At 41.2% G+C, this 23,845-nt stretch carries 19 protein-coding genes; 8 read left to right on the forward strand and 11 right to left on the reverse strand.

Annotated elements, in window-relative coordinates:
• The first annotated feature begins 63 nt into the window (after positions 1 to 63).
• From ISX59_RS01580 to ISX59_RS01590, 3 genes are all read left to right on the forward strand, one after another.
• Positions 64 to 930 (forward strand): DUF3737 family protein, encoded by an 867-nt coding sequence (locus tag ISX59_RS01580; protein WP_005777594.1) that lies wholly within the window; start codon positions 64 to 66, stop codon positions 928 to 930.
• Complete coding sequence (locus tag ISX59_RS01585) at positions 927 to 2,114, forward strand: MalY/PatB family protein (protein WP_032537141.1); 1,188 nt, start codon at positions 927 to 929, stop codon at positions 2,112 to 2,114. The genes ISX59_RS01580 and ISX59_RS01585 overlap by 4 nt, the downstream gene beginning before the upstream one ends.
• A 142-nt stretch (positions 2,115 to 2,256) precedes the next feature.
• Positions 2,257 to 4,368 carry an outer membrane beta-barrel family protein gene (locus ISX59_RS01590; protein ID WP_220575588.1) on the forward strand — a complete coding sequence of 704 codons (2,112 nt, stop codon included), beginning with the start codon at positions 2,257 to 2,259 and terminating at the stop codon, positions 4,366 to 4,368.
• 26 nt (positions 4,369 to 4,394) lie between these two features.
• Here ISX59_RS01590 and ISX59_RS01595 read toward each other — a convergent pair whose 3' ends face one another.
• The gene (locus ISX59_RS01595; RefSeq protein WP_220575589.1) at positions 4,395 to 6,404 is read right to left on the reverse strand and encodes a sensor histidine kinase KdpD; all 2,010 of its coding nucleotides are present in this window, start codon (positions 6,402 to 6,404) and stop codon (positions 4,395 to 4,397) included.
• Between the two features lie 167 nt (positions 6,405 to 6,571).
• On the opposite strand from ISX59_RS01595, the gene ISX59_RS01600 reads away from it, so the two are divergent.
• Positions 6,572 to 8,239 carry a formate--tetrahydrofolate ligase gene (locus ISX59_RS01600; RefSeq protein WP_032537139.1) on the forward strand — a complete coding sequence of 556 codons (1,668 nt, stop codon included), beginning with the start codon at positions 6,572 to 6,574 and terminating at the stop codon, positions 8,237 to 8,239.
• A gap of 87 nt (positions 8,240 to 8,326) precedes the next feature.
• On the opposite strand, the gene ISX59_RS01605 is transcribed toward ISX59_RS01600, so the two are convergent.
• The 6 genes from ISX59_RS01605 to pyrB all read right to left on the reverse strand — a co-directional run bounded on the left by ISX59_RS01605 (position 8,327) and on the right by pyrB (position 13,391).
• Positions 8,327 to 9,037, reverse strand: coding sequence for a hypothetical protein (locus ISX59_RS01605; protein WP_005777603.1), 711 nt, complete (start codon positions 9,035 to 9,037; stop codon positions 8,327 to 8,329).
• A gap of 182 nt (positions 9,038 to 9,219) precedes the next feature.
• The gene (gene glyA, locus ISX59_RS01610) at positions 9,220 to 10,500 is read right to left on the reverse strand and encodes a serine hydroxymethyltransferase (protein ID WP_005805953.1); all 1,281 of its coding nucleotides are present in this window, start codon (positions 10,498 to 10,500) and stop codon (positions 9,220 to 9,222) included.
• 107 nt (positions 10,501 to 10,607) lie between these two features.
• Positions 10,608 to 11,336, reverse strand: coding sequence for a porin family protein (locus ISX59_RS01615; protein ID WP_005805955.1), 729 nt, complete (start codon positions 11,334 to 11,336; stop codon positions 10,608 to 10,610).
• Between the two features lie 4 nt (positions 11,337 to 11,340).
• Complete coding sequence (locus tag ISX59_RS01620; RefSeq protein WP_005805957.1) at positions 11,341 to 11,910, reverse strand: flavin reductase family protein; 570 nt, start codon at positions 11,908 to 11,910, stop codon at positions 11,341 to 11,343.
• 88 nt (positions 11,911 to 11,998) lie between these two features.
• Positions 11,999 to 12,460: an aspartate carbamoyltransferase regulatory subunit gene (gene pyrI / locus ISX59_RS01625; RefSeq protein WP_005777611.1), complete on the reverse strand. Its 462-nt coding sequence runs from the start codon at positions 12,458 to 12,460 to the stop codon at positions 11,999 to 12,001.
• Positions 12,461 to 12,464: 4 nt separating this feature from the next.
• A complete protein-coding gene (gene pyrB, locus ISX59_RS01630; RefSeq protein ID WP_005805962.1) occupies positions 12,465 to 13,391 on the reverse strand; it encodes an aspartate carbamoyltransferase in 927 nt (308 codons plus the stop codon).
• A gap of 431 nt (positions 13,392 to 13,822) precedes the next feature.
• On the opposite strand from pyrB, the gene ISX59_RS01635 reads away from it, so the two are divergent.
• The gene (locus ISX59_RS01635) at positions 13,823 to 14,101 is read left to right on the forward strand and encodes a LysO family transporter (protein WP_005777620.1); all 279 of its coding nucleotides are present in this window, start codon (positions 13,823 to 13,825) and stop codon (positions 14,099 to 14,101) included.
• The gene (locus ISX59_RS01640; RefSeq protein ID WP_005805967.1) at positions 14,098 to 14,718 is read left to right on the forward strand and encodes a lysine exporter LysO family protein; all 621 of its coding nucleotides are present in this window, start codon (positions 14,098 to 14,100) and stop codon (positions 14,716 to 14,718) included. The genes ISX59_RS01635 and ISX59_RS01640 overlap by 4 nt, the downstream gene beginning before the upstream one ends.
• Here the strand turns inward: ISX59_RS01640 and ISX59_RS01645 are convergent, their stop codons facing one another.
• Both ISX59_RS01645 and ISX59_RS01650 read right to left on the reverse strand, forming a co-directional pair.
• Positions 14,719 to 15,636: a FimB/Mfa2 family fimbrial subunit gene (locus ISX59_RS01645; protein WP_005805970.1), complete on the reverse strand. Its 918-nt coding sequence runs from the start codon at positions 15,634 to 15,636 to the stop codon at positions 14,719 to 14,721. It lies immediately after the preceding gene.
• A 23-nt stretch (positions 15,637 to 15,659) separates the two neighbouring features.
• Entirely contained in the window at positions 15,660 to 17,039 is a 1,380-nt protein-coding gene (locus ISX59_RS01650; protein WP_220575590.1) for an Mfa1 family fimbria major subunit, read from the reverse strand.
• 240 nt (positions 17,040 to 17,279) lie between these two features.
• On the opposite strand from ISX59_RS01650, the gene ISX59_RS01655 reads away from it, so the two are divergent.
• Positions 17,280 to 18,236 (forward strand): hypothetical protein, encoded by a 957-nt coding sequence (locus tag ISX59_RS01655; RefSeq protein WP_175413946.1) that lies wholly within the window; start codon positions 17,280 to 17,282, stop codon positions 18,234 to 18,236.
• A gap of 179 nt (positions 18,237 to 18,415) precedes the next feature.
• Positions 18,416 to 20,587, forward strand: coding sequence for a fimbrial protein (locus tag ISX59_RS01660; RefSeq protein ID WP_032539314.1), 2,172 nt, complete (start codon positions 18,416 to 18,418; stop codon positions 20,585 to 20,587).
• Positions 20,588 to 20,590: 3 nt separating this feature from the next.
• Here the strand turns inward: ISX59_RS01660 and ISX59_RS01665 are convergent, their stop codons facing one another.
• Together ISX59_RS01665 and ISX59_RS01670 are read right to left on the reverse strand one after the other, a co-directional pair.
• Positions 20,591 to 21,541 carry a Dyp-type peroxidase gene (locus ISX59_RS01665; RefSeq protein WP_032539313.1) on the reverse strand — a complete coding sequence of 317 codons (951 nt, stop codon included), beginning with the start codon at positions 21,539 to 21,541 and terminating at the stop codon, positions 20,591 to 20,593.
• A gap of 214 nt (positions 21,542 to 21,755) precedes the next feature.
• Positions 21,756 to 23,840, reverse strand: a complete 2,085-nt coding sequence (locus tag ISX59_RS01670; protein WP_032539381.1) for a RagB/SusD family nutrient uptake outer membrane protein — start codon at positions 23,838 to 23,840, stop codon at positions 21,756 to 21,758.
• Between the last annotated feature and the right edge of the window lie 5 nt (positions 23,841 to 23,845).

Below are 23,845 nucleotides of genomic sequence, written 5' to 3' on the forward strand. Positions count from 1 at the left end.
GAGTTACTTTGATGGAGAATATACCAGGGGAAGAAATAAAATCGATAACTAAACAATCAAATCATGGAAATAATTAAGAATAAGGACTATGAAGGCGAACGTCCTTTGTTTGCCACACACGACTTGCAATTGGAAAACGTAACGATTCATGCCGGTGAATCCGCATTAAAAGAGTGCAGTAATATCATAGCGGTGAACTGCCGTTTTGAAGGTAAATATCCTTTCTGGCACACGAATGGTTTCATTGTGAGAAGCAGCTTTTTTACGGAAGGAGCACGTGCCGCACTTTGGTATTCACAAAATCTCCAGATGATGGATACCGTGGTAGAAGCTCCGAAAATGTTTCGTGAAATGGATGGTATCAAATTGGAAAACGTACAACTTCCCAATGCGTTGGAAACGTTCTGGCATTGTCGTAATGTAGAATTAAAAAAGGTACAGATAGATAAGGCCGATTACCTGTTCATGCATAGTGAAAATATCCGTATTGATAATTATAGCCAGAACGGGAATTATTCTTTTCAGTATTGCAAGAACGTAGAAATTCATAATGCTGTCATTAATTCGAAAGATGCCTTTTGGAATACGGAGAATGTAACCGTGTATGACTCTGAATTGAACGGAGAGTATTTGGGGTGGCACTCTCACAATCTACGTCTGGTAAATTGCAGAATCTCGGGAACGCAGCCACTTTGTTATGCTCACGACCTTGTTATGGAGAATTGTATGATGGCTGATGATGCTGACCTTTGTTTTGAATACAGCAGTTTGCAGGCAACTATTAACACTCCGGTACATAGTGTGAAGAATCCGCGTACCGGCAGTATAACGGCAGAAAGCTACGGGGAAATCATTATGGATGGAAGTATTAAAGCTCCTGCTGACTGCGCACTGCAACTATGGGACAACTTAACTTGCTTTAGCGCATGAAGTACGATTTTGATGAAATAATTTCCCGTCGTAATAGCAATTCCTATAAATGGGATGCGGTGATGGAAGAGGGTGTTCTGCCTATGTGGGTAGCCGATATGGATTTCCGTACGGCTCCTGCTGTGGTTGAAGTGTTACGTAAGCGGATGGATCATGGCATTTTTGGCTATACCAAAGTCCCTCCGGTTTATTATGATGCCATTATAAACTGGTTCACACGCCGGCATGGTTGGCAGATAGATAGAGATTGGATTATATACACTTCGGGAGTCGTTCCGGCTTTATCTGCCATAATCAAAGCCCTGACAGTTCCGGGTGACCGTGTGCTGGTACAAACCCCGGTTTACAATTGTTTCTTTTCTTCTATTCGTAATAATGGTTGCGAAATAGTAGCTAATCCCCTTGTATACACGAATGGAACATACCGGATTGATTTTGACGATTTGGCAAGGAAGGCTACCGATCCGAAAGTAAGACTATTGTTACTTTGCAATCCACACAATCCTGTAGGAAGGGTTTGGACCCGGGCAGAACTGATGTGTATCGGTGAAATTTGCCTTCGTAATGATGTACTGGTTGTAGCGGACGAGATACATTGTGAGTTGGTTTACTCGGGGCATACTTATATACCTTTTGCTTCTATTTCGGATGATTTCCGAACTCGTTCGGTTACCTGTACTTCGCCAAGCAAAGCATTCAACCTTGCCGGATTGCAGATTGCCAATATCTTTGCGGCTGATGAATCTGTACGTGTGAAAATAGATAAAGCAATCAATTTGAATGAGGTTTGTGACGTGAATCCGTTTGGTGTGGAAGCCTTAGTGGCCGCCTACAATGACGGGGAAGAGTGGCTGGAGGAACTGAAATGTTATCTGTCGGATAATTACCTGTACATGAGGACTTTTTTCAATAAGTATCTTCCACAATTTCCTGTTGTGAAATTGGAAGGTACATATCTGGTATGGGTAGATTGTTCGGTGCTGAATCGTAGTTCAAAGGAAATTGCAGAGTTATTATTGAAGGCAGAAAAACTTTGTATAAACGAAGGAAGTATGTATGGAGAAGCCGGTGAAGGCTTTATCCGTATCAATATAGCCTGTCCCCGACAGATATTGATTGACGGCCTAAATCGATTGAAGAGAGGTCTTAAAGAAATGAGTCTTTGCTATTGTCGGGATAGGTAGATGCTGCTCCATGATACAATTGAGTAAATATAAGAATAGTATTCCCGATAACAGTAGATAACTCTAAATAAGCCGGTGATAACTCATTGTTTTGTCTTTTCTTCGGTACTTTGCAGCTGTAACCCAAACAAAAAACGAAAAGATGAAACGGATTTACGTAACTTTAGTGTTTGTTGCTGCTGTCTGTTGGCAGGTGGCAGCGCAAAATGAAGACCGGATACTTTCTGCAGATAGCCTGATTACGATGGATGAACGTTTAGACAGTTTATACAGATCCTTGCCGGAAGTGATGGTGGTAGGTGAACGTCCGATAGTGAAAGCTATGCAAGGCAAACTTATATATGACCTGCCACGGCTCCTCCGGAATTTAGCGGTAGATAATGCTTATGATGCAGTGAAGGAGCTTCCCGGTGTCACGGAGATGAACGATAACCTTACTTTAGGTGGGAAGAGCGTTACTGTTGTATTGGATGGCAAAGTGACTACAATGACTCCCGAACAACTGAACACTCTATTAAAAAGTATTCCTGCCAGTCGTATAGAGAAAGCTGAAGTGATGTATTCGGCTCCAGCACGTTATCAGGTGCGTGGAGCCATGATAAACATTTGTCTGAAGCAAGGTGATTCCGGAGCAGCCTCCCTGCAAGGAGAAATTTTCAGTGACTACCGGCAAAAGCATTATGAAAACCTGACTGAGCGTGCGAGCCTTCTATATTCCGGACATAAATTTTCTGTAGACTTTCTTTACTCTTACAGTCATGGACGGAACTATTTCTTGACGGATAAGAAGGCTTTGCACACCTTGTCGGATGGTACGATACATCCCATGAACACCAACGAATCTCAAAAAAGTCGTTTTAACAGACACAATTTACGCTTGGGAGGTGATTATCTTTTTGCCGACGATCATCAGCTCAGTTTGACATACAATGCCCAGTTTATGAATGGCTTTAATTTAAGTACAGTGAATGGTACACAAAGCTCAAATGCCCGTACCCGGATGGTCGATCAACTACATAACGGGCGGATCGATTATCACACCCCATTCGGAATGAAAGCAGGAGTGGAATATACTTATTATCATTCGCCTTCTTCACAATTGCTACATAGCCGGTTAGAAGGCGATGAATTGAATTTTCGTAGTAGCGATTCTCAGCGTATCAATCGTTGGAAGCTTTTCCTTTCTCAAGAACATGAACTGCCTAATGGATGGGGAGTAAACTATGGAGCTGTTTATACTACAAGTTTAGACAACAGCTATCAATATTATTATAATTCTGAGAATGACAACATGATGTTGGAAAGCAACAACATGAAATCTCGTCGGCGGGAGCAAACACTGAATTTCTATGCCGGATTTAACAAGAGTTTTGGCGATAACTTGTCTTTGGATGCCTCGTTGGCTGCCGAACGATTCCATACGACTGTATGGAATGAATGGAGTCTATATCCGGCTTTTAATCTCAATTACACTCCGGCACCGGGAAACGTATGGCAATTGTCACTCAGCAGCGATAAAAGTTATCCCGACTATTGGGCAACTCAAAATGCCGTGTCCTATATGGGCGGAGAATATTCGGAAATTCATGGAAATCCTTATCTGAAACCGGAAATTAATTATCAGCTACAATTGACTTATATTCTGAAGAGTAAATATATATTCAATGTCTGGTATAGCCATACTAAAGATAATGCAACACAAACTCTTTATCAGTCCCCCGACCGATTAGTCGAGATCTATAAATACTTCAATTTTGATTTTGAGCAACAAGCAGGTATACAAGCTGTTGTTCCATTTACGATAGGTCGCTGGCTAAGTTCACGTTTTACGTTGACCGGCGTTTACGATCGCCAGAAAGACAGTGACTTCTGGAATATTCCTTTTGACAGGAAAGTATATTATGCCATGTTGAATATGAATCATACCCTGACCCTTTCTTCCCGTCCGGATCTCAGGTTGATTGTGAATGGGATGATGCGCAGTAAGGCAATACAGGGCATTTATGATTTACCGGTATCCGGCAATGTAGATGTGGCACTCAGATATACCTTTGCTGGTGGGAAAGCGTTGTTAACCTTTCGGTGCAATGACTTGTTTGAAACGGCTCAAATCTCTCCGCATATTCGTTATGCCACGCAGAACGTAACAAACCATTATTCCGCTTTTCGTGAATTGGGTATCTCGTTTACCTATAAATTCGGAGGATATAAAGAGAAGAAACGTGAAGGTGTGGATACTTCACGTTTCAAGTAGATTTACTCTTAAAAATTAAGGAGGGGCTATTGGACAGGTATGGTTACTGTTATTTTAGTACCTTCCTTGTATGTCGGATCGATATTTATCTCTCCGGATAACCTGCGGATAATTAGTTGACACAGATATAGTCCTAATCCATTTCCCGGAGTAAACGTGTTGAGTTTCGAGAAACGCTCGAATACCTCTTTGTGCTTGTCAACCGGAATACCGCATCCGGTATCTGTCACACTGATGTGAAGCTGTTGGTGTGCTTCATCCATGCAGTAACGGAGGGTGATAGTTCCTTTTTCGGTAAATTTATTAGCATTGTTCAACAAGTGTTCTATAACCAATGATAAATATTTCTCATGGGTAGACAAAATGACAGGGTGTTCCGGTAAGTCCATATGATATTCTATATCAGGCTTATGATACCGGCTTAGTTGCTTCATTTCTTGTATGCAGATATGATGTAAATCGACTTGTTTACAAGGCAGTTTTTCCTGTGATACATCCAAGCTGGATACCTCGAGCATATTATTGATCAGTGAAGTCAGTAAGACCGTGTTCTTCTGCACCTCGTGTGAGAAGCTTTCGCGGTTTTCTTTATCTACTTCATCATTGAATATCAAATCAGAGAAACCGACAATGGCGTTAAGTGGTGTTCGTATCTCGTGACAAACAGAATTAATGAAAGCTGTTTTCATCTTTTCACTTTCTTCGGCCTTTTGCTTGAGATTCCGGAGGTGAATCTTCATCTTTTTTTCTTTTTTCAGATTGTGATATAAATAAAGACAGATAACGATTACAATGGTCAGGATGATGAACAGGCATATCACTAAAATGCGTTTATTTTTTATTTCAAGCTGTGACTTTTCATTATTCAATTTGTTCACCTCATATTTTATTTGGAGTTCACTAAGTTGCTTTTGCATATTTTCAGTGTTTAGCGAATCTTTATACTGAGCAGATATTCTAAGGTATGCCAGCGCCTCCTTAAAATTGCCCATGGCCTCATATGTTTGTGATTGGATGTCGTAGAGTCCTGGCAGATTGTTTGGAATTATCGTTTGAGCTATTTGAATCAGACTGTCATTGGCAATTAATGCTTTCTCGTAATTGGGGTGAGGCTTTAAGTTCAAGTAATAGTTGTCCATTGATAGGAAATAATTGTACCGGTCGTACGGATTTGTCAGCTCCTTGTTCAGTTTTACTATTTGCTGCCAGTAATAATCCATCTTTTCGGGAGCTACCATGATAGCATTTGTCAACAGTGACGCATAGATTTGTAACTCACGTGCAGCCAGATTGTAAAAGGGGCGTTTTGCTTTGTAATGATCTTTATAATACAGTTGCTGATTTTCCAAATCTTCTTCCAAAAGACGGATCGCTGAGTCACATTCGTTCAAAAAACTATAGATATTGGATAATTTCCAAACAATCATTGATACAAATTTAATGCGTTTCTCAGGAGGTAATTGCTTGGATAAGTTCATTGCTGTTTCCAAATAGGGGAGTGCTTCTTTCATCATTTCATTGGAATGAAGGCTACTTCCGGTGATATAAGCTTGTACGATTTTGCTGTATAGAGATGGTGCGTCCGATTTCTTTTCTTCCGTAAACTGCAATTCCTTCGCAATGGCCTCTTCTGTCTCGTTATGGCTGCATAGCACATCGAAAAAACGCATGTGAAGATAAGCTGATAAAGGAATTATTTCTTTGACATTATGAGTTGCTTTTATCAGATTCATATAATGATACGCTGAATCCATGCGGTATTCTTTAGCCTCTCCGCATGCAAGATCATTCAATGCATCAAGCATCATGGGTGTGTCACCCGCCTTTTTAGCTTCTCTATACATGCCAAGCAAATATGTTTTTTCGTCCGGTGTTTCAAAACAGATATCTGCCAGGTTTCTGTAGATACTGATTCGTTGAGCGGATACTGTCGTATGTTTTAGTTGTAGTAAGAGGCTGTCTTTTGCATGGTGATCTATAGCTGATACTATTCCGGTACAGATACATAGAGCCACAAAGATTATATATCGTATCATATTGCTTGTTTGTTTGTAAGTAGCAAATATACGTCTTTTTTCCCTGAAAAATCCAGCAATGATGTGGCATCTTTTTATCTCCACTAAAAAAAGGTAATAAAGACAACTTTGATATGGAGTTAATTGTTAATTTTGCGACTTCATTTACTAACTTAATAACTCCCAATATGAAATCAGACATAGAAATAGCACGTAGTGTTGAATTGAAGAAAATAAAACAAGTGGCTGAAAGCATCGGTATACCTCGCGATGAAGTAGAAAATTATGGCCGGTATATTGCAAAAATCCCTGAATATCTGATTGATGAAGAGAAGGTGAAACAGAGCAATCTGATTTTGGTCACTGCCATTACTGCAACGAAAGCAGGGATTGGTAAAACGACTGTATCCATAGGTCTTGCATTAGGATTAAACAAGATAGGTAAAAAGGCAATTGTTGCTTTGCGTGAACCTTCCCTGGGACCGTGTTTCGGTATGAAAGGAGGGGCAGCAGGAGGAGGTTATGCCCAGGTACTTCCGATGGAAAAGATTAATTTGCATTTTACCGGTGATTTTCATGCCATCACTTCGGCTCACAATATGATCTCTGCACTATTGGACAATTATTTATACCAGAATCAATCTAAAGGTTTTGGTCTGAAAGAGATTCTCTGGCGTCGCGTACTCGATGTCAACGATCGTTCATTGCGCAATATCGTAGTTGGTCTTGGTCCGAAAACAAATGGTATTACACAGGAATCCGGATTTGACATTACACCGGCTTCGGAAATTATGGCTATTCTTTGTCTTTCAAAGGATGTAGATGATCTCCGCCGTCGTATCGAGAATATTCTTTTAGGCTACACCTATGATAACAAACCGTTTACTGTAAAAGATCTGGGCGTGGCAGGGGCTATTACTGTCTTGCTGAAAGATGCTATACATCCGAATCTGGTACAGACTACCGAAGGCACCGCTGCATTTGTACATGGTGGCCCATTTGCTAATATTGCCCATGGCTGTAACTCTATTTTGGCAACAAAAATGGCGATGACTTTTGGAGATTATGTTATCACAGAAGCCGGCTTCGGTGCCGATCTGGGAGCAGAGAAATTTTATAATATTAAATGTCGTAAGAGCGGGCTTCAACCACGTCTGACAGTGATTGTTGCCACAGCACAAGGGCTCAAAATGCACGGAGGAGTAAGCCTGGACCGAATTAAAGAACCGAATCTTGAAGGATTGAGAGAAGGTTTGCGCAATTTGGACAAGCATGTTCGTAATCTTCATTCGTTCGGTCAAACGGTTATCGTTGCTTTCAATAAATTTGCGAGTGATACGGATGAAGAAATGGAGTTGCTTCGTGAGCACTGTGAGCAGTTAGGAGTAGGCTATGCTATCAATAATGCCTTTACGGAAGGAGGTGAGGGTGCTGTCGAACTGGCGAACCTTGTGGTTGAAACAATTGAGAATAAACCGTCTGAACCGTTACAGTTTACATATAATGATGGAGACAGCGTACAGCAGAAAATCGAGAAAATCGCAATCAATCTATATGGTGCAAGTGTCGTGACTTATAGCACACTGACCCGTAACAAGATTAAATTGATTGAAGAAATGGGTATTGGTCATTATCCTGTATGTATTGCTAAAACCCAATATTCTTTCTCTGCGGATCCGAAAGTATATGGTGCGGTAGATAATTTCGAACTTCATATTAAAGATATCGTTATAAATAACGGTGCCGAGATGATCGTAGCGATTGCGGGCGAAATAATGCGTATGCCGGGTTTACCTAAAGAACCACAAGCTCTGCATATTGACATCGTGGATGGTAATATTGAAGGATTGAGTTAAAGATAGTCCGATATAAAGCAATAAATAAATCCCCGCTATTCTTCTTGAAAGAATGGCGGGGATGACGGATATATAGAGTCCAGTGTGCTACTTTTTGATTCTTTCTAACACACTGTACGATTGTAGCTCCTTCTTATTATTGTATTGTTCAGAGCGGACAATTCCAATATTGGGTGCATACCATTCATATCCATAACCTTTTATTGTTTCCTGAGGAGTCCAGATATTCATTTCGTACTTTACTTTGGTACAATAGAATGCTCCTGCTGGAGTGTTTACCGTTTCGGTAGCAACAAATTCCCGGTCGAAGATAGAAATTTCGGCGCGGTTATTTTTATTGCCTTTTTGATAAAGACGCAGAGTGCCGTCATCAAACTCGTCATCGTCTCCCGGATTCATTGGATCGGAAAATGCATTCGGGTAATTCATTAAATCTCCCATCATATATACATCGGCATTCATCATATTAAGTGCAGTGGGGAATGTGGCCACATCTCCCATACTCATAGAGAAGTTACCGTCATTGCAGCGAGCTACCATTTGCCCGGAATTGAGTGTTTTTCCGGAAGCATCAGTAAATGTATAGTTGGCTACTACTTCCATTCCTGAAGGGTAATCGTAGGCTTGGTCTACTCTGTAGACAAGGATGTTGGTGAGTTTACCATCAGCGGTGTAACAATTACGAGTGATTTGCTCACCTTCTTGATTAGGAAAGAAGAAGGCGCAATCCTGATTTTGAGCCATAGCTCCTGCAGCAACAAATAATGTAGTTGCAACCATTAAATTTCTTATTTTCATATCAGTTTAGGTATTAAGTGAATATCTTCTTTTTTTAACTACTTAACAACGGTTCTTGGGAAGGAAAGGTTTTAGGGTGGGGTGTTAATGCCATGTTAAAAGAGCAAAAAAAATGCCCGCAACTTTCTTCACAGAGAATTGCGAGCCCACGTATGTTATTGTTTAATACTAAAATGTGCTATTTAATAAGCGAAGATCGGATATTTTTCCATTGTCTTATTGACACGTGCACGTACTTGTGCTATCACTTCTTCGTTCTCTACGTTCGATAGAACGGTTTCGATCATTTCTGCAATCTCCAGCATCAGATCTTCTTTTGCACCACGAGTCGTGATAGCGGGAGTACCCAAACGGATACCTGAAGTCTGGAACGCAGAACGACTATCGAACGGAACCATGTTTTTATTGACTGTTATATCAGCAGATACAAGTGCTTTTTCGGCAACTTTACCTGTCAAGTCAGGATATTTACTGCGTAGATCCACCAGCATCGAATGATTATCCGTACCGCCGGAAACGATGGTAAAGCCACGGTCAATTAAGGCTTGTGCCAATACGGCAGCATTCTTTTGTACTTGCTTCTGATATTCCTTATATTCCGGTTGCAAACACTCACCGAAAGCTACGGCTTTAGCTGCAATTACATGTTCCAGCGGACCACCCTGTATTCCGGGGAATACAGCTGAGTCGAGCAACTGAGACATCATTTTAATTTCTCCTTTTGGAGTTTTCTTTCCCCATGGATTGGGGAAATCTTTACCCATCATGATTACACCGCCACGAGGTCCCCGCAAAGTCTTGTGGGTAGTTGAAGTTACGATATGAGCATATTTCACCGGGTTGTCCAACAGTCCTGCTGCAATTAATCCGGCAGGATGTGCCATATCAATCATAAGGATCGCACCCACCTTATCGGCAATTTCGCGCATACGTTTGTAATCCCATTCACGAGAGTAGGCTGAACCTCCTCCAATTATCATTTTGGGTTTCTCACGTAATGCCACTTCTTCCATCTGGTCGTAATCCACGCGACCGGTTTCCTGTTTTAAATTATATTCGCAGGGAGTGTAAATGATTCCCGAAGTATTTACTAATGAACCATGTGAAAGGTGACCTCCGTGTGCCAGGTTCAGTCCCATGAACTTGTCGCCCGGGTTCAACACAGCAAGAAATACAGCAGCATTAGCCTGTGCTCCTGAGTGAGGTTGTACATTGGCCCATTCTGCACCGAAAATCTCTTTCAAGCGGTCGATGGCAATTTGTTCACTCTGGTCTACCACCTCACAGCCGCCATAATAGCGTTTACCCGGATATCCTTCCGCATATTTGTTGGTAAGACAAGATCCCATTGCCTCCATCACCTGATCACTCACGAAATTCTCTGATGCGATCAGCTCAATGCCTTTCAACTGACGTTGATGTTCTTTTTCGATAATCTCGAAAATTAAATCGTCTCTTTTCATTATTTGTTATAATAAGATTAAAGTATATCTTGAAACCTTTATTATTATAATCGCACAAATTTAGGTAATATTTAAAGAGTGTGCAACCTTTTAGCTAAAAAAGTTATTTAAAATATAACTCCGAGTGAAAAACTAAGTACATTATCACGGCGTCGAAAAGTGATATTACTTACTTCGGGCTTACCTTCGACGTCTATATTATCGTAAGTAACAGACTTCGACAAGTTGCGAAGTCCTTGTTCATAACGAAAATCGAAAAAGATACGTGAAATGCTGACGCTTACTCCGATCACTGCGCTGGCATTGAAGGGATGTAACCTCTCATGGATGCCTTGCTGGTCGAAGTTCTCAAAGGTGATTTTATTTTTTTGATTCCACAGATATCTTAGTTTCGGTCCGGCAAAAAGAGACATGCTGTAAGGGCCTTGTCTTACTACGTGATAGCCGTAAAGCAACGGAAAATCAATACTGTGAATAGTTGAATTAACCGATGCATAGTCAGGTTCGATATCGGGATGTTGTGAACCCAGTTTGTCGAAAGTGATTTCGCATCTGCTGATGTTATACGATATCTCGGGCTGTATAAAATGTCTCTTCATGTTGAAGCGCATGAAGAGAGCACCGAAATAACCTATTTTATAATTATTCTGAATCTCGTCAATGGTTACATCTTTGATTTTCAGATTGGAAACCAAAAACATGGAAGAGTTAAAACCACCCCTGATTCCTACATTTATTTTGCGGTCATCCGGGCGTTTTTCCTTTTTATGATCACCTTCACCATAAGCGGCAAAAGTAATCCACATATATATAAAAAGGAGAATCACTCGTTTCATAGCTTCACTTTGTTTTCTTTTCTACTGACCAACCGAATTTACCGATCTTTTCTCCCAGATTATAATATCCCCCATGTACATATACAAGCGGATTAGCTTCTGCCAGTTCCAGTTTTCCGGTTTCCCGGTTTAAGTGACGGTCATCCGCCCGAATGTTTACCACATCGGCAATAAACATATCATGTGATCCTAAAGATACAATTTCTTTTACCCGGCATTCGATACAAAGGGGAGATTCCTCAATGAGAGGCGCACTCACCACCGTGCATTTACCCGGTGTCAGTTTCATTTCTTCAAATTTGTGATAATCCTTACCCGACCGTACCCCACACCAATCTGTTGCAAAAGCCATATCCCGGGTTGTCAGGTTGATCACAAACTCCATATTCTTTTTTATAATAGGATAGGAGTAGCGTTCGGGACGGACAGAAATATAACACATCGGTGGATTGGTACAAATGGTTCCGGTCCAAGCCACCGTAAGTATATTGTATTCACTTTCATTGTTTCCGCAACTCACCAGTACGGCAGGCAACGGATAAATCAGGGTTCCGGGTTTCCAGTCTTGCTTCATCTTTTTTATTAATAGCGTGCTATATGCGCTACAAGTGCTATTACGTCATAGCACAGTATTTTAAAACTCGTAGCGCTGTGACACGTAACTAAATGATTGTGATATCTTCTCTTTTCTGTTCTTTTTCGCAATAATGGCATTTTATAACGCAACTATCCTTGTCAATCACATGGAATAACGTGGCCATCGGTTCATTGTTCGTAATACATTTCGGGTTGGCACATTTCACTATACCTTTTAACTCGTCCGGCATACGTACCTCTTTCTTTTCTACCACTTCGTAGTCACGGATAATGTTTAGTTTTACATGAGGTGCTACTACGGAAATACGGTTGATTTCTTCGTCACAGAAGAACTTGTCAGCAATCTTGATGATCCCTTTCTTACCCAGTTTCTTGCTGTCCAGATTGAATCCGATAGTAATATTGGTCGTCATGTGTTCCAACCCAAGCAGTGAAACTACAGTAAAGAGTTTCTCCGAAGGGATATGGTCAATAACAGTGCCGTTTTTCAGTGCGGCCACCTGTAGTTCTTGTTTATTCTCGCTCATGATTTTATAAAATATCTTGTAAAGTGATTCCTAATACATCGCAAAGTATAGCTTGACGGGCATAGAGACCGTTCTGTGCCTGCTGAAAGTAGTATGCTTTCGGACTATCGTCTACGTCATAAGCTATTTCGTTAACACGTGGCAATGGATGCAGGATACGGAGGTTAGAGCGAGTGTTTTCGAGCATTTTCGCTTTCAGGATATATACATTCTTCACCCGTTCATATTCCATTAGGTCAGTGAAACGCTCACGTTGTACGCGGGTCATGTAAAGAATATCCGCATCCTTAATTACCTCTTCGTTGAAGTCTGTGTGCTCCACATATTTTATGTTATGTTCTTTGCAATAAATCTTATATTCTTCCGGCATCTTCAGCTCTTCGGGAGCAATGAAGTGGAAAGTCGGATTAAAATGCCGCATTGCCATCAGTAAAGAGTGTACTGTACGTCCGTATTTCAGGTCACCTACCAGATAGATGTTCAGATTCTCCAGTGTACCTTGTGTTTTATAAATGGAGTAGAGATCGAGCATTGTTTGTGAAGGGTGCTGATTGGCTCCGTCTCCGGCGTTTACGATAGGCACTGGGGCCACTTCACTGGCATAGCGTGCTGCTCCTTCCAGAAAATGCCGCATTACAATCACGTCAGCGTAGTTACTAACCATCATAATTGTATCTTTCAGAGTTTCCCCTTTGGATGAGCTGGTGGCTTTAGGATCCGAGAATCCGATAACCCGTGCGCCCAGGCGATTGGCAGCAGTTTCGAAACTTAGCCGGGTGCGGGTAGAAGGTTCAAAAAATAGGGTAGCCACTACTTTACCTTCCAATAACCGGCGGTTGGGATTCTTCTCAAATTGTTTCGCCATTTCGAGCATATAGAGGATTTTTTCTTTCGAATGCTCCGCTATGGTTACTAAACTTCTGTTTTCCATATCGTTATATGTTTATTGATATATCCTTTATTTCGGTTTGTAAAGATACGAAGAAAAATACAGGTTCTGCAAGATTTTCATCGTCTTTTTATGAGTAATTCTACTACTATGACTATTTATATTTTGCATAATTATTTGGAAAATATGCGCAATAGTATTACCTTTGCACTGTAATTAATGAATGATATGAACCGATTGTTTACTACATATAGCATACACAATGCCGTGCGAGAAAATAAGATTCTGTACGGACACTGCATTGTGCATGTACATTGGTTTAGCGGATTTATCTGAATTACTCCCTGTTTTGTAGTTTGATTTATCTCTTTTCGTTTCCTTATTAAATAAAGGTGAAAGGGAGGATCTGTCCGGCAGCTCATACATAAAAGTTGCCAGGGATTGCATTGTGTAACTTTTTAAAATATACGAGTATGTTTTCCATTATATCTATCATGTTTTTAGGTATTGGCATCGGTTATTTGCTGCGTAACCTGAAATTTCTGGAGAAAGTAGAAAAGAGTACTTCGCTTACGATATTCCTGCTACTTTTTGTGCTGGGCCTTTCGATAGGCTCCAATAGTTTAATCGTAAATAATCTGGGTAAATTCGGATGGCAAGCCATTGTGTTGGCCACTTCAAGTATCTTGGGCAGCATGTTGGCTTCTTTTCTCGTATTACGCCTGTTTTTCAAGAAAGGAGGAAAATCATGAAAGGTAGTCTGATTGTTGTCGCATTTTTCTGTATAGGCTGTTTGGTCGGAATCTTCAATGATTTCCAGTTTGACATGCACAATCTTTCTATGTATATACTTTATGCGTTGATGTTGCAGGTTGGCATCAGTATCGGAAGCAATAAGAATCTGAAATTTCTGATCAAAAGTCTACGCCCCAATATGCTTTTAGTGCCGATAGCTACTATTGTCGGAACCCTTCTTTTTTCAGCTTTTGCCAGTTTATTGTTGAGTCAGTGGAGTGTATTCGATTGTATGGCAGTGGGAAGTGGATTTGCATATTATTCCCTTTCATCCATCTTGATTACTCAGTTTAAGGAAGCTTCTGTAGGATTACAGTTGGCAACGGAACTTGGTACAATTGCTTTGCTGGCCAATATTTTCCGCGAAATGATGGCATTGCTGGGCGCACCACTGATCAGGAAATATTTTGGGAAACTGGCCCCTATTTCTGCTGCCGGTGTAAATTCAATGGATGTATTGTTGCCGTCCATTACTCACTATTCGGGAAAGGACATGATACCTGTTGCCATCTTTCACGGAATCCTCATTGATATGAGTGTACCTTTCTTTGTTTCATTCTTCTGCAGTTTATAGTTATATTTCTTCATTAACTATCTCCCAGCCATTAATCTTGATAATGACCGGGATGTAGTTATCGAAGGATATTTCAATGGTGAAATCATGGTTATGCTCAAAATCAATATTGGGATTTTCGCCTATGAGTTTACCAATAAGATTCTCATCATAGCGGATTGTACCTGTTTTGTCGGCAATTCGCAGCCGGGGTTCTCTATCCTTTTCCAGTCTCATTACATTGAAGTCGGCAATCAACGGATCTGATTGTCCCGATGATGCTTCATAAATGGGAATATAGCTTATCTGGTCATCATCGGAGAATTGTGAATCATATCCATACTTACCGTTATTATCCTCTATATAAATGTTGTCACTTCTGTCTTGATTCAAATTATGAGCAATGACCCGGATATGATTCGTCATTTGTTTCAAGTTTATCAATACAATTGTTTTTTCTTTACTGTTAAGCCCGACTATATCGTGCATACCGTGATAGAGCAGTTTGGGCTGATTGATTACCCGGTTGTCCTCCTGACGTTTTACAGATAGAAAGAAATCATCGATATAAGTTTTTCCCGGCACACATTCAGAAGTCTGATAAGTACTTTTATCATAGCCACCCCATGCTACAAATTGGTAACTGCCCTGTTTGTAAGGCAGCTCCATGACATAATCGTCATTGATTGAAGTCATAGAATCGTTTACCTGAGAGATAAAAAGCCCTTTTTCATCGAATATGAAAACAGCCAACCGATCGATACCTTGTGGAGTGTTCTGTCTTGAGTCTGCATTTGTATCATAGCTGAATTTGAGGGCCAACCCTCCATCATCCCGGGGACATCCGGACATATCTTCCCGAATGCAATTCGTGAGTACGAAAGGCAATATAATGAATATGAATACTCTGAATCCGGCTTCTATCTTGCAGGTGAACATTCTGTGGGACATTAATTAGCTGGTTATAAATCGTGATCTTCTTCAATCACCTCCCAAGGGATAATCTGGATGTCGACTCCAATCCATGAATTAGGCTTGATTGGTTCTCCGCTGTCAAAGTTATCCGAAGGATTTCCCGGTGCTTGTATAGAATTGATGTTGATCTTAAAATATTGGTTTCTGTAGATATTATAAGGAGCCTGTGGTGTGACTGCATCATTGTTAACAAAAATATGATAGTAACACAATCCGTTGCTATACGTATTCTCCGATAATAGGTAGGCCCCATTGATAGATGGCATTTGCGGAGTATTTGCGGCACATAGCTCCGCAAACTTTTCTGCCGTAGGTCCATCTATAAAGTAATTGGCAACACCATCGGCAGTCCGCACGACAAAGAATGTTTTATCCGCCGGTTTCGGATTCACGATGATTTCAAAATCAGCCGCAACTGTAGGGGGATTTATTTTGGCAGATATGATGTTAGTGGGTGTAAATACCCCGCTGACACTGATAAAAGTTGCTGCATCCACATTGGATGTACCCGAAATATACTGGAATGCATTTTCCGTAGCATAAGAAAAAGAGGTAGGCACATCAGCCGAAGCATAAACGTTGATGGCATCTGCTCCCCTCGTAAAATCTGCTGCGGTATAATTAGCCCAGTTATAGTCTTTGATGAGAGCGTCCCTGTTATCCTGAATAAAGTAGAATTTTTTATTCAGGTTTCTCCAGCCGAACTTCAGATCTGTCATCGTTCCGCCTCCATTCACTACAAAGCTCTGTGATTGGAACACCGCCGCTTTTGCAGTGACGCGATTTACAGAAATGGTTATGTGATTGTTTTCGGCTTCACTTTTCTTCTCATATAAGTCAGTAGCGGGCGTAAGGGTCGGATAAGCACTATTGAACATGACAAATCCATTTGTTTGATCGGCCAATTTTGTTATTTCTTGTGTGAAATCTTTATAGCTGAATGCACCTAATCCATTAGAAGTAATATAGTTCACTATTTCTGCATTAAGGTTTACTCCCGCAAAAATATATTTATCCGTCTTTTTGGTACTGACCGGTTGGCTGGTCACCCAGGTAGAACTCCCGGCTGGTTTCTGTGTGAGTGTGCCTCCTGCGACCGTAAATTCAGCTACAGTAGGTGTATTGGGAGATTCTGCGTCATAAATAAACACATGTAGGGATTTCACTGTATTTTCCGCTGCAATTCCCGGATCTGTAGATACTGCACGTGTCTTCGATGCGTGGGGAATGCTGATGGAAAAAGAGGCATATGCATCCGGGGCAATTACGTCCGGATTGCTGGGCTGGTCAACCCAATCATTGTCATTGCTGCATGCGGCCATAGTCAATGCAACCAGTGTAGTCATAAAGATTTTACTTGTTTTCATTATCTTTTTATTTAAGTGGATATACTACGTTTTTTTCAGATAACAAATATACCTTCCAGACAGCAACGATTTGTGACTTTAAAAATGTATTTATAAACAAAAAGTGTCTATTGAAGCAACCCCTGAAAAAGAAAGCTCTGATAATGCAACGCACCGTCATCAAAGGGATTGTTCGTTTCGATAGGCGCAACAAAAGTTACAGATTACTTGTTTACAGATAAAAATATAAAAACAATGATTATGCGTGATATAAATACAGATTTAATAGATGCAATGAAAATATACTTACCCAAGGGGAACAATCTTGCAAATGCGCTGATGGACATTCTTTACCTTGGCAAAGAAGCTACTTACAGGCGGTTGCGGGGTGAAGTACCGTTCACTTTTGCCGAAGTTGCCACCATATCTCAACACATGGGCATTTCTCTTGATAAAATAGTAGGGGCCGATTTGAATGACAACGCTATTGTTAATCTGAATATGTTGCAATGTCAACGCCCTGCGGAGACCTATTATTCTATTATTGATTCGTATATAAAGTTGTTCGGTCAATTGATTGAACGGGAAAGTTCGGAAAGAAGTACCTCCTCAAATACCGTTCCGCAAACCCTGTATTTAAAGTATGAAGCCTTATCCAAATTCCAGCTTTTCAAATGGATTTACCAACATGAAAGCACATATGCAGGCAGACATTATGAAGATTTGGAGATTCCGGAAAAGTTGATTGACAAGCAAAAAGAATTTGTAAATTTGTCCCAGCTATTCCAGACAACCAATTATATATGGGATAAAGAGATATTTATCAGATTGGTCAATGAGATCAAGTTTTTCTTAAATATCAATCTGATATCAGAAGACAGTGTAAAAAGAATAAAGAAGGAATTATTGGTATTACTGAATGAATTGGAGAAGATCTCAGCTCAGGGAAAATATTCATCCGGAAAAGATGTGAAAATATATATATCCGATATCAATTTTGAGTCTACATATAGTTATGTAGAAACAGATATCTACCATCAATGCCTGATAGGGGTCTTTTCCATTAATTCCATAACTTCGAAAGATGATTTGCTATTTCAGCATTTGAAGGTATGGATACAGTCATTAAAGAAGTATTCAACTTTGATTTCGCAGAGTGGTGAGATTCAGCGAATCCATTTCTTTAACCGGCAACAAGAACTGGTGACAAGTTTATGACGAAGTTTCGAAAATGGATACACGTCTTTACACACATTTCCGATTGTTGCATAATTGGACAATAAATTCATGTGAGATGTGATAATAGAAAAATCTTTGTTTACACCATTCATTAAACGCCACGGATTCCTTCCTGAAAAAGTCCATCTTTGTATCTGAGAAAACAAACCTAAACCCTAATGAAAAAATTAATGGTTATTCTGATAACCGGCCTTTTATATATGTCATGTACCGACAGTATGGAAGTGCCCGGAGATGCAGATAGAAATAATACAGAGGATGTATCGGTAAGGTTAGTGATAACCATACCGGCCTCCACTACATATGCCCGGACGCGAGGAACATTTGCGACGACCGATCATGAGTCTAAAATCAGTGAGATTCAAGTGTTAGTGTTTGAAGAAGGTAAATATAAGTACCGTGTACCCGGCATATCCATCAACAACACTTCATCCGCTGCTTCTTTTAAAGCTTTATTAAAATCAAGCAGTTCGCCTTTAAAATTACTCATATTAGCCAATGCTACCGATGCGGTAATAGCCAATGAGCCTTCGGTGGATGATAGCGAAGATTTGGTGAAAAAAAACATCAATCTCCGGTTCAACAATATCACTTCCGATTTTCCAATGTATGGGGAGTATGAATTGCCCGGAGGATTAGAAGCAACGGTTATAAATAATATTACCGGAATAAAGATGTTACGTTCCATTGCCCGGGTAGACGTGAAAGCTACGGAAGTGGCAAACTTTAAGTTGTCAGGGGTAAAAGCATATCGTGCCAATGACCACTTGCAGATAATACCCGATGAAACCGGAGTCGTCAGGGTTACGCTTCCGAGCGTACCTGCCGGAAGTACCGGAAATGTAAACAGTGTCCTGTATCCTGTATCTGCTGAGAACCTGAATGAATTTTCAGCCCAACTCTACTTGCCTGAGGCCGATTCACCAGCCCCGGATAATTGGGTTAGTCAGGCAACCTGTATTGTTGTGGAGGGTTATTATGAAGGAAGTGATCAACCGGGTTACTACCGTATGGATTTTGATCCCGATAATGTTGAAAATGCTTTCGGGCAAGTACTTCGTAATCATAAGTATATTTTCAATATAAAGAAGGTCTCAGGTCCGGGGTGGGGTAGTCCGGACGAAGCGGCTAATAATCGTTCCGCCCATATCGTAGCCGAAGTACAGGCATGGGATGATTATACCATTGACATGAGTTTCGATGGAGAACATCATTTTGGGGTGTCTTTGCGAGAGATCATCCTCAAGAACAAAGCCGGTTCGGCAGGAATCATCAGTGTGAATACCGATCTTCCGGATTATACTTTACAATGGGCCGACGCGGCAGGAACTCCCCAAGGAACCGCCGACCAGTCATTAGCAAATGAATTCTTTAAAGTAGAAAAAACACAGAATGGGAGTCAACTGGTGATTACAGCTCTGCAGAACAATTCGGCAAGCAATATCCGCCGTATTCAAAACTTTATGATTACAGCCCATCGCTGGCGTATTTTAGTGAATATACAGCAGAGATATGATGTCGCTGCCTACAAAACAATTGATCTTTTAACATTCAATGCCGGTTTGGGATATTTAGGAACGAATATAATTGGCTCTGGCAATGCAGAGGCGCGCGCAACTGGTCTTCGCGGAATACTCAATAATCAAAATAATTTCGGTCCGGCCGGAACAGTTGAATGCGGAGGATATAATCTGATTGGCGTGAGTGCGAGCAATAATAATCTGACAGATGCTCTTTTCACGGCTTTTGATGTTGTTTATGTCCATTATATGAGCAATTCTTTATTCGGGATCTCGGATGCCCAGAAAGCGCACAATTGGGTGAAGGCTAAAAAGAACCGTGTATTGATTGTTTCTTATGATGCCAGTGATGTCAGCCAGAATTTATTAAAAGAGATATTGGGTGGAAATAGTGGCATTTCTTTTTTAACGAGTAATACCGGTCCCTATCCTTTGGCAACTCTTGAGGATGGTAATAGCTACTTTACTACTAACGGGCCTTTTACCATTGCTCCATATACTCCTGTCAATACTGACTTCTCTTTACGCAATTATGATCCTTATCATGGCGAGATACAACTCAATACAGATGCATCCAAAGGTATTACTCCTATATTGATGGGGCCTGCAGGAGGTATTGTTTTGGGCGTTGACTATTCAAGGAGAATCGTTTATTGGGGAGATACGGATATTGGCAGTTCGGCATCCAGTTCAACGTCTACTACCGATAACCGTATAAACAATAATTCCGGGACCATTAATAATAATGCCTCCAAACTGATAGCCAATGTTTTTGCCTGGATAGCGGAGACTGTACTGTATGGAGAGTGATTACTATTCTCCGAGTGTAGCAAGCAAATCGTACGAAGGTAGAAAAAACAATGTGCCTGTTACCGGAGTACTGAAGTCCAACAAACGATCGGTGTTCCCCACAGGGTCACCAATAAACATGTTCTCCAACATTGTGCGGGTAGTACTGAAGGTGCTGGCATAGCCAATAAAGTATGTTCCATATTCTCCTTTAGAAGTGTTGGCAAACGGCATATTGGCACGTACGATTTTCAAATCGTCACCGATATTGGTTACGGCATTGTGGGCATTTTGCGGCTTCTCTTTGTCCGACAATTCCACATCATTATATTTGCGGCGGCCAATCACCTTTTCTTGTGCTTCGACCGGAAGCGAGTTCCATGCTACCATGTCATGGATATATTTCTGCACAAAAACGTAACTGCCTCCTGCGAATTGCGGGTCTTCGTCACCGACAACCGCAAAATGATAAGGGTTTTCATCTACGGCCGGATTCTCCGTACCGTCTACGAAACCGATGATCGCTTTTCCGTCCATATATCTGAACCCGTGTGTTTCATCGATGGATTCTGCCACACCTTTGAGTTTTTCGTCAATTATAGAGGCAAATTCAAAACAGAGACCCATCTGTTTAGCCCGGATGTGCAGTAACAGGTCGCCCGGGGTAGATACAGCTATATATTTATCTCCTTTTATCTCTTCAAAGGTACTTAACTCTTTAGGTTTGTCCAACTCCGGAAAAAGTCTGCTCCAGGCATCGGCACCAAACCCCATCGTGCAGCTAAATTGCATATCAGGAAAACGGTTACGCATACTGCGTATCAGGGCGGAGAAGTTAGCACATACATCTTTTACTTGCTTGATTGCATCGTCCGATTGCTTCAGTCCATAAACAATAAAAATAGCGTTTTCGCCTTGTTTCTCAGTTACATCTTGTGGTATATTTCCACCGAATAATTCTTCATGTACATTCATACTTTCCTATATTTTAAAGTTGTTGTTTATTGTAGTCGGTCTGATCTGATCAAATCAGATTTTATTCTTTTCTATATATCATATAACTTAAAAGACTTGGCTTAGGTTCATTCGGAGGTTTGATTTTGTTCACCACAGGATACATCGGCAAACATACCTTGTATAAACTCTGTGGTGAACTTTGTTATATTATGGTTTTACGTATTCGGCGACATTACTCAAGCGCTTTTCCTGTACCGACAGGCCAATATGGATTCTGATACATCATGGATGTATTGATGTCTTCCGGATTGGTGGCCGATAATTGCAAATCCTGTAGTCCGAGTGGCTCCAGATAATAAGCTTTTTTCCAGGTATATCCGTCATAAAGTTGATTATTCGTTTGTGTCCTTCGCAGTGGTCGTACGTATTTCCCATCCGATTTCGGCGACATGTTGGCAGATGTGCTGCCATCGGCTACTACAGCAGACTTTTCATTACCGTCTTTATCCGTGGTTGTGTAGAGTTTATAGGCTTCATCCCAGAAGTTGATGCCTTCTACAATGTATGGTTGTGTAAATAACCGGTCCCAAGAGCGCCATCTCTTCAGGTCATCCCAGCGCATGCCCTCGGCGATAAATTCGCAGCGGCGCTCACGGCGAATGTTGTAAAGCGTCGCATCTACCATTCGGTCTCCCGAGTAAACTCCGAGGTCGTCTTCGCGGCTCAGATCCGTACTATTGATCGTCTTCTGATAGTCTTCATCGACACCGGCACGTCTGCGAATGGCTTTCCAGTAGTCCTGTGCCTTACTGTCTAACGAACCATTCTTCTCATAACAAGCCTCGATGTAGTTAAGATATGCTTCGGAAGCACGAAAAATAGGACAGGCATTGGTCCCCAGCAATTCGTCCGATCTGCTTTGTTCGTCATCATACGGATAGAACTTACGGGAACGATAACCGGTGATATCACGTGTCTGTTCCTGATCACTGATTACTGTAGATTTTACCCAAGGTACAGGTATCGGATTCGTCACCATGTTTCCCGCCTGGTCCTTATTGTAATTCTTCACTGTATCTGCTCTTTCATCTGTCATCCACGCATCTTTTTCTCCCCACACAAACAGTTGCAAGCGCTCGTCACGGTCTTTCTTTTCATCAGAAACCGTTCTGTCATCAATAGCATTGTTGCTTGCATAGATAGGCATACCGTCTTTCATCAGAAATGTTTTGATCAGTGAACGTGTCAGTCCGGTACGGTCTCCGTTTTTAAGGCGTGCACCTACACAATGTGATACGGTAAGTGACAGGTTATATTGTTTCCACAGCAGTACTTCTTCCACATTCGAAAGATCCGGCTGGCTGAACATTTCGAAATAAGGATTCCACCCATAAAGTGTATTGTATGGAGGATTCATTACATGCGAGTTTTCTGCCAGTTGAACATGATCGGCAACAGCTGCCGCTGCTTGCATTGCTTCCGTCAGGAAGAAGTTTATTTCTCCTGCTATATCGAATGTTTTTCCACTGTTATAGCTCATTACGGCTCCGGGCCATGTTGGATCACCCGGTACGCGCCCCGTTCCCTGATGATATTTCTCGAAGGTTGCTTCGAACAGTGCAACTCTTGATTTCAGCACCAATGCAGCCTGTTTGTTAATACGCTGGTTATTCTGGAAACCACGTTCTTTCAGGCGACTGATAGCTTCGTCAAGATCTTTTAGAATGAAGCGTGCCACTTCATTGCGTGGTGCGCGCTGACTTTTCTTGATCAGTGTTTCGGAGTCGTCCGGCAATACTTCGGTAATGATGGGATAATCGCCAAAACGTACCAATGCGTTATAATACGCCAGGGCACGGAAGAAATAAGCCTCTCCGATATACTGCTTCAACAATTCTGCATCTCCGGGAATCGTACCCTCTTTCTCTTTCGGCAGTACTTGTTCAAAGAGATAATTCCACACACGAATACGGTTCAGAGGTTCCTGAATGTTTTTCCCTTCGGGCACCTGTTTGTTTCCCGCAAAATAATCAAGGTTTCCATCATCACTCAATAAATTGTCGGTGTTAGCATCATTTCTTACCACCCCGGAGTTCCATGCCCTTTGGTGATACATCTTGGTTGTATTTGAATTTTCAAGGTAGTCGTCATAGTAATTGATAACATAGCTTCCCACTTGATCTACTGTGTTGAAGTAATCTTCCGGAGTGATATCACTGATTGGCGAACGGTCCAGGAAGTCGTTGCATGAAGTCAGTGCCAGTCCGCCCATTCCGATTAACGAGCAGAAACAGATATGTTTCAGTTTTAGTTTCATCATTT

The sequence above is a fragment of the Bacteroides sp. FSHCM14E1 genome (assembly GCF_019633785.1).
GTDB lineage: Bacteria > Bacteroidota > Bacteroidia > Bacteroidales > Bacteroidaceae > Bacteroides > Bacteroides hominis.

Excerpts from the sequence above, each read along its gene's own strand:
- ISX59_RS01580 (WP_005777594.1), top strand. The coding sequence starts at position 64 with ATGGAAATAATTAAGAATAAGGACTATGAAGGCGAACGTCCTTTGTTT.
- ISX59_RS01585 (WP_032537141.1), top strand. The coding sequence starts at position 927 with ATGAAGTACGATTTTGATGAAATAATTTCCCGTCGTAATAGCAATTCC.
- ISX59_RS01590 (WP_220575588.1), top strand. The coding sequence starts at position 2,257 with ATGAAACGGATTTACGTAACTTTAGTGTTTGTTGCTGCTGTCTGTTGG.
- ISX59_RS01595 (WP_220575589.1), bottom strand. The coding sequence starts at position 6,404 with ATGATACGATATATAATCTTTGTGGCTCTATGTATCTGTACCGGAATA.
- ISX59_RS01600 (WP_032537139.1), top strand. The coding sequence starts at position 6,572 with ATGAAATCAGACATAGAAATAGCACGTAGTGTTGAATTGAAGAAAATA.
- ISX59_RS01605 (WP_005777603.1), bottom strand. The coding sequence starts at position 9,037 with ATGAAAATAAGAAATTTAATGGTTGCAACTACATTATTTGTTGCTGCA.
- glyA (WP_005805953.1), bottom strand. The coding sequence starts at position 10,500 with ATGAAAAGAGACGATTTAATTTTCGAGATTATCGAAAAAGAACATCAA.
- ISX59_RS01615 (WP_005805955.1), bottom strand. The coding sequence starts at position 11,336 with ATGAAACGAGTGATTCTCCTTTTTATATATATGTGGATTACTTTTGCC.
- ISX59_RS01620 (WP_005805957.1), bottom strand. The coding sequence starts at position 11,910 with ATGAAGCAAGACTGGAAACCCGGAACCCTGATTTATCCGTTGCCTGCC.
- pyrI (WP_005777611.1), bottom strand. The coding sequence starts at position 12,460 with ATGAGCGAGAATAAACAAGAACTACAGGTGGCCGCACTGAAAAACGGC.
- pyrB (WP_005805962.1), bottom strand. The coding sequence starts at position 13,391 with ATGGAAAACAGAAGTTTAGTAACCATAGCGGAGCATTCGAAAGAAAAA.
- ISX59_RS01635 (WP_005777620.1), top strand. The coding sequence starts at position 13,823 with ATGTTTTCCATTATATCTATCATGTTTTTAGGTATTGGCATCGGTTAT.
- ISX59_RS01640 (WP_005805967.1), top strand. The coding sequence starts at position 14,098 with ATGAAAGGTAGTCTGATTGTTGTCGCATTTTTCTGTATAGGCTGTTTG.
- ISX59_RS01645 (WP_005805970.1), bottom strand. The coding sequence starts at position 15,636 with ATGTTCACCTGCAAGATAGAAGCCGGATTCAGAGTATTCATATTCATT.
- ISX59_RS01650 (WP_220575590.1), bottom strand. The coding sequence starts at position 17,039 with ATGAAAACAAGTAAAATCTTTATGACTACACTGGTTGCATTGACTATG.
- ISX59_RS01655 (WP_175413946.1), top strand. The coding sequence starts at position 17,280 with ATGCGTGATATAAATACAGATTTAATAGATGCAATGAAAATATACTTA.
- ISX59_RS01660 (WP_032539314.1), top strand. The coding sequence starts at position 18,416 with ATGAAAAAATTAATGGTTATTCTGATAACCGGCCTTTTATATATGTCA.
- ISX59_RS01665 (WP_032539313.1), bottom strand. The coding sequence starts at position 21,541 with ATGAATGTACATGAAGAATTATTCGGTGGAAATATACCACAAGATGTA.
- ISX59_RS01670 (WP_032539381.1), bottom strand. The coding sequence starts at position 23,840 with ATGAAACTAAAACTGAAACATATCTGTTTCTGCTCGTTAATCGGAATG.